This window comes from Klebsiella sp. Lac1, from assembly GCF_009825425.1.
GTDB lineage: Bacteria > Pseudomonadota > Gammaproteobacteria > Enterobacterales > Enterobacteriaceae > Klebsiella > Klebsiella electrica.
In genome coordinates this window covers 1,647,021-1,660,722 of the sequence record NZ_VJZJ01000001.1, presented here as the reverse complement: position 1 = coordinate 1,660,722, position 13,702 = coordinate 1,647,021, and the positions used below count along the sequence as shown (strand labels likewise).

General features: G+C 45.1%; 12 protein-coding genes. 5 read left to right on the top strand and 7 right to left on the bottom strand.

Features of this window, described 5'->3' with window-relative positions; genetic code table 11:
• The first annotated feature begins 127 nt into the window (after window positions 1-127).
• Window positions 128-760, top strand: coding sequence for a DUF6904 family protein (locus tag FNY10_RS07825; RefSeq protein ID WP_001567369.1), 633 nt, complete (start codon window positions 128-130; stop codon window positions 758-760).
• A gap of 28 nt (window positions 761-788) precedes the next feature.
• Here the strand turns inward: FNY10_RS07825 and FNY10_RS07820 are convergent, their stop codons facing one another.
• A complete protein-coding gene (locus FNY10_RS07820) occupies window positions 789-2,192 on the bottom strand; it encodes an ISNCY-like element ISKpn21 family transposase (RefSeq protein WP_001567368.1) in 1,404 nt (467 codons plus the stop codon).
• Between the two features lie 588 nt (window positions 2,193-2,780).
• On the opposite strand from FNY10_RS07820, the gene FNY10_RS07815 reads away from it, so the two are divergent.
• Window positions 2,781-3,944: an EAL domain-containing protein gene (locus FNY10_RS07815; RefSeq protein WP_160703353.1), complete on the top strand. Its 1,164-nt coding sequence runs from the start codon at window positions 2,781-2,783 to the stop codon at window positions 3,942-3,944.
• Between the two features lie 54 nt (window positions 3,945-3,998).
• Here the strand turns inward: FNY10_RS07815 and FNY10_RS07810 are convergent, their stop codons facing one another.
• The 5 genes from FNY10_RS07810 to FNY10_RS07790 all read right to left on the bottom strand — a co-directional run bounded on the left by FNY10_RS07810 (window position 3,999) and on the right by FNY10_RS07790 (window position 8,643).
• Window positions 3,999-4,889 (bottom strand): GNAT family N-acetyltransferase, encoded by an 891-nt coding sequence (locus tag FNY10_RS07810; RefSeq protein WP_100684202.1) that lies wholly within the window; start codon window positions 4,887-4,889, stop codon window positions 3,999-4,001.
• Window positions 4,890-5,243: 354 nt separating this feature from the next.
• The gene (locus tag FNY10_RS07805) at window positions 5,244-5,555 is read right to left on the bottom strand and encodes a PTS lactose/cellobiose transporter subunit IIA (protein WP_160341985.1); all 312 of its coding nucleotides are present in this window, start codon (window positions 5,553-5,555) and stop codon (window positions 5,244-5,246) included.
• A gap of 10 nt (window positions 5,556-5,565) precedes the next feature.
• On the bottom strand, window positions 5,566-6,945 hold the full coding sequence (locus FNY10_RS07800; protein WP_160703355.1) for a glycoside hydrolase family 1 protein: 1,380 nt from the start codon (window positions 6,943-6,945) through the stop codon (window positions 5,566-5,568).
• Between the two features lie 38 nt (window positions 6,946-6,983).
• Entirely contained in the window at window positions 6,984-8,318 is a 1,335-nt protein-coding gene (locus FNY10_RS07795; protein WP_131049103.1) for a PTS sugar transporter subunit IIC, read from the bottom strand.
• A 19-nt stretch (window positions 8,319-8,337) separates the two neighbouring features.
• Window positions 8,338-8,643: a PTS sugar transporter subunit IIB gene (locus FNY10_RS07790; RefSeq protein ID WP_131049102.1), complete on the bottom strand. Its 306-nt coding sequence runs from the start codon at window positions 8,641-8,643 to the stop codon at window positions 8,338-8,340.
• A 1,205-nt stretch (window positions 8,644-9,848) separates the two neighbouring features.
• On the opposite strand from FNY10_RS07790, the gene FNY10_RS07785 reads away from it, so the two are divergent.
• From FNY10_RS07785 to FNY10_RS07775, 3 genes are all read left to right on the top strand, one after another.
• Complete coding sequence (locus FNY10_RS07785; protein ID WP_100684207.1) at window positions 9,849-11,138, top strand: carbohydrate porin; 1,290 nt, start codon at window positions 9,849-9,851, stop codon at window positions 11,136-11,138.
• 151 nt (window positions 11,139-11,289) lie between these two features.
• A complete protein-coding gene (locus tag FNY10_RS07780) occupies window positions 11,290-12,189 on the top strand; it encodes a MalM family protein (protein ID WP_224742467.1) in 900 nt (299 codons plus the stop codon).
• Between the two features lie 109 nt (window positions 12,190-12,298).
• Complete coding sequence (locus tag FNY10_RS07775) at window positions 12,299-13,312, top strand: LacI family DNA-binding transcriptional regulator (RefSeq protein ID WP_227699357.1); 1,014 nt, start codon at window positions 12,299-12,301, stop codon at window positions 13,310-13,312.
• Between the two features lie 161 nt (window positions 13,313-13,473).
• Here the strand turns inward: FNY10_RS07775 and FNY10_RS07770 are convergent, their stop codons facing one another.
• A complete protein-coding gene (locus FNY10_RS07770) occupies window positions 13,474-13,695 on the bottom strand; it encodes a DUF4158 domain-containing protein (RefSeq protein ID WP_131049100.1) in 222 nt (73 codons plus the stop codon).
• Window positions 13,696-13,702: the final 7 nt, after the last annotated feature.

Sequence of the window (13,702 nt, the reverse complement as noted above, 5' to 3'; positions counted from 1 at the left end):
GATACACCAACTGTCAAGGCTCAATTGAAATGTCCGTTATCCAGCTCAATTAAAATGACCACTTTGATCTCTCATTCTCTTTACTGATAGACTTTCCTCCGACTGAAACAACAGGATGATTGAGCCCATGCTTCGATACGAGTTAACGCCGAACAATGCAGGTTTTATACTGTGGGGAGATTCAGAAGCCCTGAATGAATTACATGAACTCATTCATTACATCGTGGATGAAAGCCCACTGATTAAAGTTAAAGACGGATTTATGTTATCCCTTGCCTATGATATTCGTAAAGCACGGGAAGGTAATCGTCGTGTTGAGCAACATCAGTATGATCAACATGATACATATAAGCTTTATGGTGTTGAGCTTTTATGGCCTCTGGTCCTGGTACAGTCCTCAATACTCAGAAACTCAATGGGTTATATTCAGACAGACAAAAACCAGCTGTCTGTCATGTATGCCTTTGAATACCTGATAGAATCAGCATTAACAGAGTCTGAGAGAACAACGTCGAATGATATTATGCTAACAGTAAAATATGCATCAGACTCTGATTTTAATTTCATTGAGGATAATATTGACAGCAGGTGCTGCTATTTTATCAGCCTATCTCCGGAGCAAAGAAAAAAGCAGTTAATCAGTATTGTTCGTTCTTTTCATTCATTATGGGGTAAGTATGCCCGTGAAAAGCAGGACATAAAGATGCTGAACGAAATGAATAATACATCATGGGTCTGGCCGGACAATATCAACTGGTGAGCAACCACTGTCCGGCCAGTGAGTACCATCAGCGGGCTCTTTTACCAAAAATGTCCTCTGAACGTGACTGAAGCTGTTTGAGTGCTTCGAGCATGTCATCATTATCCAGTGAGCGCTGGGATTTCTTCCCTTCCTGCTTTGGCCGTCGTCGGGAAGGGCCATCTCCAGCGGGAATTGACTGAGAGCGCGTGTTATCCCGCTTGCTCTGCACCAGACTGATAAACTCCAGGGTTCGGCCAAGACGCTTGTTATCGACAATCGCGCCCTGGTCGATTTCTGACAGTCGGTCGTAGGTAGAGTAGGGAAGTAGCGTACCGTTCAGGCGCAGCTCTTTTCTGCCATCAGGATAGTGATACACATCGATATATTTACCTATTGCACGGCGACTCAGTTCGCTGTCTTCAATCAGGTACAACATTTTATCATATTGTATCGTCAACGATTTTGAGACTTTACGTTTTTCACGAACAGTGAAAATAAGCCCCAGGTCCTCATCATGTTCTACAGCACGGTGTACGTCAAAATCATGTCGCGGTACTTTGCCAAAACGGCGGTTATAGTCAGCCATATAGGCCTCAGCGAAGTCATTTGCAGCCTCCATTGAACAAATGCCCTGTAACCGCAGCTCTTTGACCAGACGATCCTGTAAAGTGAGGTGAGCTCGTTCTACACGCCCTTTGGCGGGACTGGTTTCTGCACAGATAGTCTGGATGTTCAGTTCATGCATGGCTCGCCCAAACTGAGTATGCCCGTCTCCGCCTGTGGCGTGTTTATTGTTAACACGAAAAACACCGGCTTTATCGCTGTACAGTGCCAGCGGTTTACCATGCTTATCGATATAGCGCCGCGTGGCTTCGAAGTAAGAAAACGTGGACTCCGATTTAACAAACAACAGTTCCATCAGTTTGCTGGTTGCATCATCAACATAGACCAGCGCGGTGCAGGCCGGGCCACGGCCTTCAAACCAGTCGTGATCACAGCCATCTATTTGTATCAGCTCACCAGTACACGGACGCCGGTACCGTGGTTGAGGGATCCTTGCGGCACGTTGTTTACGGGGAACCCATAAGCCAGCCCGCACCATGATGCGCCGGACAGTTTCTTTGCCAAGAAACAGTCCGTGGAGTTCTTCGAGCTTTTCACGCGCCAGAGTCGGACCGAAATCAGCATAACGCGTCTTGATCAGTTCCAGAGCCTGATCTGCGAGCCCGGGTGGCAACTGGCGGTTACCACGCATGCCACATCGTCTGCTGGCCATACCAAGCGGTCCGCCTTCACGGTAACGGGCAAGAAGTCTGCGGCATTGCCTGTCGCTGATACCGAGGTGCTCGGCCGCACGGCGCGTTGTGATGCGACGTTCAATGACGTCCTGTATAATCTTGATCCGGTTGATCTCTTTCAAAGTAAACACTCCTGAGCTTTCTGCGCTCATGATATGCCTCCCGGTAGTTTAAACGGACCAGTGAAGCTTACCATAGCGCGGACATCTGAATTGAGCCACAGGCGGACATTACTATTGAGCCATTACACCAACGGTGCGCATAATGTATATTATGTTAAATCAATGCTGCATACACGAGAGGTTATGATCCCTCCCAATATCAATGCCAGGCTAAATCAGCTTCCGGGCCCTTTTTCAGGCTTCGGATCAATTCTTCCGCAGTCTTGGTCATTCAGGGATTCATGTGATGCTCGCTGTTATCCGGCTGATAAAGGAATACCGCCCTGTTCAGCAACAGTGTCCTGCAGATCAGGCGTAAGCTCATGGCAAATTGCGCGGTCAGATCGGGTGTTCGGTGAATCGTACTTTGCGCATAGCGATCTCCTCCATGGATTTATCAGCCCGCCACTTGCCCGAGAGCGACCAGACCTCTCCGGCAATAATTCCTGACACCGCTTAAAGAAAAAAATCAACCCTGCTCAAAATATTTATCGGTATAATATCTTGCGATAATGCTCACCACAGAGTACCTCCGGGCACCGGTGCCTGCTTAAATGCCCCTGAAACGAAAGGGATTTTATGATTATCACCCGGGAAAATGGTAGCAGCGTGCCAGGGCATGCGGCAGTCATCTACGCATATGGTGCCGGCAACCGAATGACTGCGTTCAGCATGGTGGACACCCGGTACTTCACCGATCTGATGGATTCCCTTGATGAAGGGAATCATGCAGTTCAGCAACTCCGGTTTGGTGACGGGCCCGTTATCTCGGGCGAGGAGAAATTAATTCCTCATAAGACAATGTTAAGATCTGAGTTTCGTTCTGACGTCAGTCAGGCGCATCTTCTGGTTCTTACCCCCCTGCTGTCGCTTCGCTATTACATGCTGCGTAACCTGCTTTTCCTCGGCCCCCTGTCTTTGTTACTGACCTTTGCCATGCTGTACATGTGGCGCCGCTGGGAATCCAGAAAGATGTCTCTGGCAGATGAAATCAGGAAAGGGATGGCGGACGGTGAATTTACCGTGCACTACCAGCCGGTCTGTGAAACTGCTACGGGAGCGTGTTCCGGTGCGGAGGCTCTGATGCGCTGGCAGCGCCCCGACGGCAGAACCATCTCGCCGTTAGTGTTCATCCGCGCGGCTGAAGAGGAAGGCCTGATTGTCAGTCTGACGCAACATCTGTTCGGTCTGATTGGGAAAAATGTCAGGAACTGGCAGGTGACAGACCCTTTCCATCTGGGCGTGAATATTGCTGCAGCCCACCTGATGGAGCGGTCATTCACTACCGATGTGCTGAGGCTATGGGTGTCCCTCGACACATCTTTCCGTCTGGTGCTGGAGATTACCGAGCGGAGTCTGGTTGAAGACACCGGTGTGGCCGCAGAGAAACTTTATGAGCTGCGCAAGAAAGGCTGCCAGGTGGCCGTGGATGATTTTGGAACGGGTTACTGCTCGCTGAGTTTACTTCAGAGTCTGCCGGTAGATTATCTGAAAATCGATAAAATATTCATCGACAGCCTGACCTCAGCCGGGGCCGATACGCCGGTACTGGACACCATTGTCGGCCTCAGTAAGCGCCTGGGCCTTACTACCATTGCAGAAGGTGTTACCGCCGCGCACCAGGTCGACTGGCTGACAAAAAACCAGGTACCTTACGTTCAGGGATATCATTATGGCAGACCCATGCCAGCATCCGATTTTTATCACTGGTACTGCCAACAGAATGGCAGAAACGAAGCCTGACAAACTGTATTCATGATCTTTTTCATCCCTGTAACAGGAAATAGCCATGGACGGTTATAACATCAGGACTTTCCTCACGGGAAAGAGGTCAGCCCATTGTTGTTTATAGCCCCACCCCTTACCATTCCGGCCAATCGAGAAATACAGCGTCTTATTGTCTCGCCGGCACCGCTCCTGCGCCGCCTGGATATTTGTCCACATCACCAGGCTGCCCGGACTGAACGCGGACAGCTGCGGATCGAATCCCCCGTTCGGCACATCGACATACAGAAAGCTACGGTTGTCCGCACAGAGCATCAGGTCGAGAGCACACGGCGCCCCGTGAAAAAAGAGCGCATTCCCGGAAACCATCTGCGGTAGCGCGCTAAGGAGCGCTTCAATCCTGAATTTGTCATAACACCTGACCGAATCCACAAACCGGGACCTGAACAGCGTGACGTACAGGTCAGCAATCTCGCCGGCTGCCATCTCAGCCAGGGAGCGGATTTCCCCGCCCGCATTAATAAAGCGTTTCAGTTCACCATTCCGCTTCCGGGTCGTTTTCGTCGAAAACGTCTCTTTAATTCGGTACACCTCGGGCGCCTGGCCAAAGGCCGGGATGGAATTACGGACACACCCTCGCAGGACCGACGACAGTCGGTTGGTTTTCGTCGGGAGGATAACCTTCTGATCGGGGGCTGCGGGCAGAATGATTTCGTCATACGATACCGGGTAATCCTGACAGACATTCAGACCGGGATATTTTTTATCCGTCACGAAATACGCGGCGGTGATATCCCCGTTATGCTCGGTATGCCAGAAATCGAATGTTAATTTTTTTTCATCCATAAAAAAGCGTACAACGTCCGGGTGCATATTCACGCTGCCTCCGTACTTCAGGTAGGTTTCCTGATAGAGGTCAAAATCCGAAGGTACCCATCCGCACAGCGCATGCTTTAATGTCATATTTAATCACCCTTTATTCCGAGGTAAATACCGGTATTGTTGTCAGAAATAATCAGATGGCATCTGGTCCGTCTTTATTCACAGTGTCCGGGGCGATAAAGGCGATGCAGACTGGCACTTCCGGCAGCGACTGCAACAGTTGAATCAGAGCGCTAATTCCAGAATATGGCGTTTATGTCGTTTTTACTGACCAGGCCTGGCTTTATTATTCTGGCATCCCCACCCTTCTTGGATAAGGTCGGCGCTATAAAAGTCATGATGTAGACGACGTTAAAATGGCGCCCGGATAATATGGCTACGCTATAGTTGCTGAGCTAGCGTGATACCAAATAATGGGCGCCTTTATTATCAATTCTAATTCAATTTATTTTTATAAATTTGAACCAGCTCAGTGATAATTTCGCGACAAAGAATAGATGTCATCAGATGATCTTGCGCATGTACCATCACAAGAGTCATCGTGGTTTTCCCCATCCCTTCATCTTCTTCTATCAGCTTAGTTTGTATGGCATGTGCTTCTTTGCCAGCTTCAGCAGCCATTGCAAGTAATTCAGTGGCCTGATCAAAATCACCCGCCTTCGCATGATGTAACGCTTCATAGCATAAACTTCTGGAGTGGCCGGCATTAACGATAATGCCCATTACGACTTCTTCAGTATCTAACATACTTTCCTCATCAAAATCCATTATTCACGGAAACTTCTGCAAACCATTCACCGCTCTGTTTGACGGTGCGAACCTGAGAATCCAGATCGAGGCTAATGAAACCATAACGGTTTTTGTAAGCATTCATCCACGACCAGTTGTCAATAAAGGTCCATAAATGATAGCCATGGCATTGAGACCCTTCACTAATAGCACGGTGTACCCACTTCAGGTGTTCTCGGATAAAATCAATCCGATAATGATCTTTTACCTGCCCATCATCAGCAATAAATCTTGTCTCATTTTCAACACCCATGCCATTTTCTGAAATATAGCAAGGGATATTCCCATAGTTATCGCGCAGGTTGATTAAGATATCATAAATACCTTTTTCATAAATTTCCCAGCCACGATAGACGTTCATTTTTCGGCCAGGCATTTCATAATTTTCAAAGAACCAATCAGGCATAAACGGTGAATCAGGATTGATCATCGTTGCTCTGACTTTGACTCTTCGTGGTTGATAATAGTTGACCCCGAGGAAATCAACCTTACCTTGTTTGATGATTTCTAAGTCTTCACTTTCAAATTCTGGTAGTTGATCGTAGGTCTTTAAAATCTCTACCAGCTCGACCGGATATATACCATTTATTGCTGGCTCGAGGAACGAACGGTTGAAGAACAGGTCAGCAATAAAAGATGCTTTCAAATCTTCTTCGTTATTTGAACGTGGGTAAGAAGGCGTCAGGTTGAGCACTATGCCAATCTTACCGGACAACGCCATACTTTTATAAGCTCTTACCGCCTTACTGTGTGCCAGCATGATATGAAACGCAACTTGCGCAGCGCTGCGGAAGTTTACATTATTGGGATAGTGGAAATCGTATAAATATCCCCCTTCAACGACGACTACCGGCTCATTAAAAGTAACCCAGTGCTTAACCCTGTCGCCAAACAGTTCGAAACAAACTTTGGCATACGTTTCATAGGCTGCAACAGTTTCCCTGCTTTGCCAGCCACCCAACTCCTGCCAGTATAGCGGCATATCGAAATGGAATAGCCCGAAAATAGGTTCAATGCCATTTGCGATTAGATCATCAATGACATTATTATAAAATTTGACGGCTTCGATGTTAATTTTCTCGCCATCCGGCATCAATCGTGCCCAGGAGATAGAGGTCCGAAAACTATTGTGTCCAATACGCTTCATTAAAAGAATATCTTGATGATAATTCTTATAGAACGTTGACGTTTCAGCAGGTCCAACCTGGTCATGAAATCTGTTTGGCTCAATATCATACCAATGATCCCATATGTTTTTTGCTTTTCCATCGCCATCAACCGAACCTTCTGATTGCGTCGCAGATGAAGCGCTCCCCCACCAAAACCCATCCGGGAATTTGTATTCCATACATAACCTCATGACTTTAAATATTTAAATTTTACGTATCAGACTTTTTCTGACTTTAATTCAAAGCTTTCTTCATTATTACTTTCTACGTTTGAATCATCTGCCGCTAGCAACGTTTTCTCATATGCTTTTACGAACGGGTAATACATTAACGCAGCTATTGCCATACAGATAAAGCACAGGACTACAGGGGCAATAGCCCAGTTAGTCGCCCATGATGCGCCAATGGGTGCGGGAGTAGTCCATGCGGTCAACATCACAACCTTTTCTACTAATCCCAGATCAATTGCGTACCATGCAAGAATTGCGTTAATCACCGGAATAAATACAAACGGAATGAATAGAATCGGGTTCATGATGATCGGCGCGCCGAACAAGATAGGTTCGTTAATGTTGAAAAGACCGGGCACAAACCCCATACGTCCGATAGTCCGAAGATGAGCCGCCCTGCTTCTAATCAACAGGATGGCCAGTGGTAGGGTTGAACCCACTCCTCCTATAAATAAGTAATGATCCCAGAATCCTTGTACAAAAGTATGTGGAATTGCTTCCCCGGCAGCCAATGCAGCCTGGTTAGACGCAAGATTCGCCATCCAGAAAGGATTCATAATCCCGGTAACAATCATCGTCCCGTGTATACCTGCGAACCACAGGATTTGACACAACAGCACAGCCAGAATAACAGCTAAAAGACTATCTGATGCAGCCACTAAGGGTTTAAGCATCGCCATAATAGCCTCAGGTAAAATCATCCCTGTAGCATGGTGAACAAAAAGGTTCAGAGGATGCAAGGTCATCATAATGACAATGACGGGAATAAGGACTTCAAACGACCTGGAAACGCCAGGTGGTACCTGCTCCGGCAACTTAATGGTGATATTGCGTTTTTTCAACCAACGATAGACTTCTGTCGCATATATTGAACAAAGTAACGCGGTGAAGATACCTTGCCCGGAAAAATACTGCATTGACAGGGCGCCGTTCTTAAGATCGGCTGCAACCAGCATAAACGACATCAACGACAGAAGACCCGTAGTGATAGGATCTAAAGAATATTGTTTTCCTAAGCTGGCCCCTACCCCGACTGAAATAAATATGGTCATTAATCCCATACTCATATTAAACGGCAACATCAACTGTTCACGATAGTTTGCCGAAAAATTTAGCCATGCTTTCGCAAATTGAAAGCTGGTATTACTCGATATGGGGGGGAAGATAAAAACAAGCATAAAACTGCCGACAATCATAAACGGCAGCGCGGCGATGAATCCATCACGTATTGCCAGGACATACCGTTGCTGTGCAATAACGCCAGCCATCGGTGCAAGCCGTTTTTCAATTATGCCAACCAAAAAATTATAAAATGAGCTCATCTGCTATTCCACCCTACATTCATTTAGCCAGTTCTAATGCAATATCCAGCACCCGATCTCCGCGCAGCATCCCATAATCCAGCATTTCAATAGGATGGACTTTAATTCCATGAACGGCCGCTTTGGAGGATAAATTATTCTGCATATACTTGATTTGTGGTCCAAGCAGTACAACATGGTAGTTGGGCATATTCTCATCAAATTCAGCAACACCAAAAGCCTTGATTTCGACATCCAGGTTCTTCGCTGCTGCAGCTGCTTCCATTTTTTTAACAAGCAAACTGGTGGACATACCTGCAGAGCAGCAAAGCATGATCTTCTTCATTTTTAAATCTCCATATTGATAGTTCGATGCAATATAAATCCATATCCTTTTCTAGGAAATCGATTTCAAGAATAAATGCTATAATCGTGATGACGATCACTACACAAATTAAAAAACACAATAAATAACAATGTGTTATAAAAGCACTTTTTTCACTTAATCATCATCCCCCTTCTCGAACTGGATAGATACCGGTATCAAACCCTGTTCTGTCTCATACGTAACAGGCATAACCTACTGTGCCAGCCCATCGTTCGTCGTAAAACCGACAGAAATGACAGGGGCTATCATCTGCATAACTACCTGGGAAACGCCATGAAATCGCACTTTTCATACCCTGTTCCTCGCTGTTTGCCCCGGCAAGACCTTCAGAGGCTGAGCGCTACAACTTGAGATGTGCATGAGTATCTCCAGAGACATAATGAAACCGATATCTAAAAAATCAGCAACCAAAAATAAATTTCACTGAGTCGCATATTGATTGGATTTAAACAAAAAATACAATAAATTCATCATGTTATTAACAATTAACAAATGTGACGAATCGCACAATTCATAACAAAAGGTTAAAATACAGTTGATCATGAAACCGATTTCTTAGAGATTAAATACCAATCGATGTCTAATGCTGGTTTAAGACTGCGTAAAATCCACAAACCGGTTCTAAGGTGGCATAGGCGAAGCAGGGTCACGTGAATACCCCCCTCTTATCTCATTGTGACTTTGTTAATTATGTAAAACCTCTATGAGGATATGGCTTATGAAATTGATTAATACTGGGTGATATTCATGCCGGGATATCTTTAATGTGACAACAGTGGAAATCATCAGGAGTATCAAGTCCTGAAATGAACGCTGAAGTAATGTATTGAGATTTCCCCATCGCAGGGCATTGGCTTGTGAGATTGAGATTATAAAATGCGAAGTGCATTGCTGCAGAACGGTTATCGTTAACGCAGATCTCATAATCGGTATAAGTACAGTCATTATTTTTTCAAAACGATTAACACAAAAACAGTTAATCTCATTATTGATTAACTGCGCCCAGATTTTAATTTTATTTAATAAAGAAAGGACCGGACTTGCACTAACAATAAACAAGAGCAAGGGATTAATCATCCATTGTTTAAATAGCACTACCCTATCGATGATTGTTTTTACTTAAAGACTTTTAACATATCAATATACTTTGAAAAGGGATTACTATGAAAAAGAACTACCTCGCACGTTCAATCATGCTCTGCTTTGGGATCATGCTTTCCTCGCAGGTAACGGCGAGTGAAGCCATCGGTTTCCACGGATATATAAGAGCCGGGTCCCTTTTTGATGCCAGAGATAACTTTAGCAAAGCGGGTTATGCTGATGAAATTGATAAAAACATGGGCCGTCTTGGGGCTGAAGTTGACAACAGCTGGGAGGGTCGACTGAATAAACTATGGAATTTAAATGATGGTAAATCTGTCGATATTCATCTGACAATCGAATCTAAAGGTGATGGATTACAAACCCGCGCGGCGCCGCGCGAAACGGGTATTTCTGAAAGTTATGTAGAACTCGGCGGCATCACCCCGACGGGGAAAGTATGGGGTGGACTGAGATACTACGATCGCGAAAACTATGTATTCACAACCGATTATTTCTATACCGATTACTCAGGCACGGGTATTGGGGTTAAAGACCTTGAATTGGGTGGTGGAAAATGGGATCTGGCTTACATCGTCAGTAATGATACTGACCATACTGAACGCCCGGACGGTAGTTCGGCGATCATGCACACTGTGCACTCCAGCGCAAAATATGGCGCATGGGATTTTGAGATCGCCGCTAAACAGATGCCAGATAACTCATTCATTGGTGATGATAAAAAGTATGCAACTAAAGGCATAGAAGGAACAGTCATCTATTCCCGGGATGATTTCTTTACAGCTACGGGTGGTTTTTCAAAAGTTATTTTTCAGGCAGGTCGTGGACTAGGTTCCGGAGATTTATTGGGAGCGACCTTAACGAATACATCGATGTATCGTAAAGGCTCTCTCTACCAGAAAACATTGCAAGACGTAAATAGTGGCTACAAACCATATCAAACAAAGGTCCAGGAGGGCGACCAATCGTATCGCATGTTTGTATGGGGGGGATGGTATGGCGCGAATGTCCATATTTTACCAACCTTCACCTATCAATATAATGATTATGAAGCGGGCCACCATGACTCATGGTATGCAGCATCATTACGCTCTGTTTTCCCATTCAATGAGTTCTTCTCAATACAGACAGAAGTTGGCTATGCCGATAATAAACTTGTCGTGAACAATATGGACCAGGGCAGCCGCTCCAGTAAAATTAGTTTTGTTCCGACATTCACCGTAAATACGGGAATGGGGCCATCCCCGGAAATTCGACTGCTCGCGACTTATGTTGACCGTAAATACGATGTGAGCTGGATGGACAGTCGCGGCGACTTCCTCGTCGGTGTCCAGGCCGATATGTGGTGGTAATGACGGCAGGTCGATAGTAAAGCGGATCTAAAGATCCGCTTTACATCTGATGTGACGCTCACCGCACTAGCATAATTAATTTTATAATAAACAGCTCTCGCTAATACTTACTCGATTTTAAAAAATTACTATCACAGGGGCTTTATTAAGTATGAAAAATAAAAAATCTTCGCTAAATCTGTCTCTATTACTCATCAGCCTGATGGTGACTGGCTGTAATTCATTTGTAGCATCGACATCAGGTATGAATGCTCATTCATTTCAGGAACAGGTCGCCATCGACCGAAATGCTCTTGAGGCAAAGACTGCTATCGATAAACTCAGTAATATCAATTATATCCCTGTCCAGGGCGATAGTGTCATAGCCCAAATCAATGAAAACAGCCAGGTTTTTTCTTTTAACTCAGAGAAAAGTTATGTTGCGGCCTATTCTGTCGAAGGCAAACAGGCAGGTCGCTCTGTAAAACTAAGCTCGCCATTAGATTTTAGCGTGTTCATTCCATCGGTGATGATTTTAGATGAAAACTTTAACGTTATTAATGTAATAAAAAGTAGCCATTTCCCCTATAGCGAGGATTCATTCGGCGCCAACCTCTACAAAGGCTCATTCTCATTACCGGATGGTTATACAAAACTGTATTTGTTAATTTTTACAACCACGAAAGACGCTTCCGGAAGTACTGTTGTCAACAATGAATTGTTACAAAATAGCATGCGTTACGATCGGGTTTCAGATGTTGGTAAATTTTCTAAGCTCGCTGTCCCCCATTCAACCACGGGCCGGATAAAGCTTGAACTTATAAAAAGTGCTGATGAGCGTTATGCTCCTGACGAAATCCCGGCAAGGACGCCTGTTTGTCTGCAAAATACACCCAGACCTGTTGCCGGTATTAGCGCGCAACAATATTATGAAATGATACGAAAATCTTTATCTTTCAAAGACTATGAACAAGCGATCGGCTATGTTCGTGAAGCTGAATGTTCCGGATTTACAAAAGCCAGAGATGTTTTCTTTTCTGTGATTGAGGATAATGAAAGGAAAAATTTATAGTTGAGTACTCACCACATCTATCGTACCCTGCTCTATGGGTAACCATGACGATTCTATTGAACCATTAAATGTAATAGAGAGCAACGTGAAGAACGTGAAGAAAGCCAGGATGAAAAGCACGACAGTTTATGATATTGCTCGTGTCGCAGGTGTCTCTGCAAGTACCGTTTCTCGTATATTGACAGGATCGGCTAAAGTTGCTGAAGAGAAGCGTATTGCGGTTGAGCAGGCTATAAAGGAGTTAGATTTCCGGCCCAATCTCATGGCGCAATCATTAAAGAGCGGCCAGTCAATGACGCTTGGCGTGCTGACACAGCATCTTGATAGTCCATTTTCTAATGAAATGTTGCGTGGTGTGGAAAAAACCCTTGAAGGAACCGGTTACGTTCCTGTTGTTGTGAGCGGTCACTGGAAATCGCAGCAGGAACTCGAACGTATGCAGTTATTAATAGATCGACGCGTGGATGGCATAATTATATTAACCGGGCACGTTAGCCAACAGAGTCTTATCGAATTATCTCTTCAGGTCCCTATCGTAGCAGCAGGCCATGATATTAATACAGCGCAGGTCCGTTCGTTTAATGTCAATAATAGCCTCGGCGGTTATATGGCAACGCAATACTTATTAGATCTCGGGCATCGAAAGATTGCGCATATTGTTGGTAAGACGGATCAAAAGGATGCGATTGATCGTCTCAATGGCTACCGTCAGGCGCTGAGCATTGCCGGTATTGAGTATAATCCCGACCTCGTTGTGCAAGGTGACTTTAGCGAAGAAGGTGGTCGTCAGGCGATCAAGAATCTGGTCGCCAGTAATATTGATTTCAGCGCCATATTCTGTGCCAATGATCAAACTGCATATGGCGCAATACTTGGCCTCAAAGAGGCTGATTTAGATGTGCCTGATGATATTTCCATCATTGGCTTCGATGATTTGCCCTTTTCAACATACAGCAACCCTCCCCTCACCACCATTAAGCAGCCAATTTATGAAACCGGGGTTAAGTTAGCGCAGACGCTGCTTAGCTTAATTAACGGTGGTGATGAAGTAAAAAACGAAAATGAATCCCTGCTTCCTGAGCTACAGATTGTCAACCGGAAAACCGCTCTGGAATTCAAATAAGTGACCATTGATGAGTGAGCTTTTTGGTCAACTCAATTTTAGCGAAAGTTCATGGATGTTTTACATTCTCTAATCATGATCCATATCGAGAAAAACCTTTCCTTGTGAGCCAGGAAGGTTTCATTTTATGCTGCCAGTCTACTCTCCTTCCGGCCTGAAAATTAATGCGGGCCTTCCTCCTCCAACTGATCGGCTAAATAATGGAGTGGTGTTTCCGGGATCTCATTGATTGTCGAAGGGAAACGTCCTGTGTTCTGATAAAACTTAAGCTGAACAGCAAATGGCAGGTGATTTCTGGCGGGCTTGGTTTTGAGCCGTCGGTTTTCTTCAAACCTCAGACTACAGTGTTCTTTCAGCTCATCAATATCCCAGATCCGTTTCACTTTGCTG

Coding starts and splice junctions, on each gene's coding strand:
- FNY10_RS07810 (WP_100684202.1), bottom strand. CDS start 4,889: ATGACATTAAAGCATGCGCTGTGCGGATGGGTACCTTCGGATTTTGAC.
- FNY10_RS07780 (WP_224742467.1), top strand. CDS start 11,290: ATGAAAAATAAAAAATCTTCGCTAAATCTGTCTCTATTACTCATCAGC.
- FNY10_RS07795 (WP_131049103.1), bottom strand. CDS start 8,318: ATGAGCTCATTTTATAATTTTTTGGTTGGCATAATTGAAAAACGGCTT.
- FNY10_RS07790 (WP_131049102.1), bottom strand. CDS start 8,643: ATGAAGAAGATCATGCTTTGCTGCTCTGCAGGTATGTCCACCAGTTTG.
- FNY10_RS07815 (WP_160703353.1), top strand. CDS start 2,781: ATGATTATCACCCGGGAAAATGGTAGCAGCGTGCCAGGGCATGCGGCA.
- FNY10_RS07825 (WP_001567369.1), top strand. CDS start 128: ATGCTTCGATACGAGTTAACGCCGAACAATGCAGGTTTTATACTGTGG.
- FNY10_RS07775 (WP_227699357.1), top strand. CDS start 12,299: ATGAAAAGCACGACAGTTTATGATATTGCTCGTGTCGCAGGTGTCTCT.
- FNY10_RS07800 (WP_160703355.1), bottom strand. CDS start 6,945: ATGGAATACAAATTCCCGGATGGGTTTTGGTGGGGGAGCGCTTCATCT.
- FNY10_RS07805 (WP_160341985.1), bottom strand. CDS start 5,555: ATGTTAGATACTGAAGAAGTCGTAATGGGCATTATCGTTAATGCCGGC.
- FNY10_RS07820 (WP_001567368.1), bottom strand. CDS start 2,192: ATGAGCGCAGAAAGCTCAGGAGTGTTTACTTTGAAAGAGATCAACCGG.
- FNY10_RS07785 (WP_100684207.1), top strand. CDS start 9,849: ATGAAAAAGAACTACCTCGCACGTTCAATCATGCTCTGCTTTGGGATC.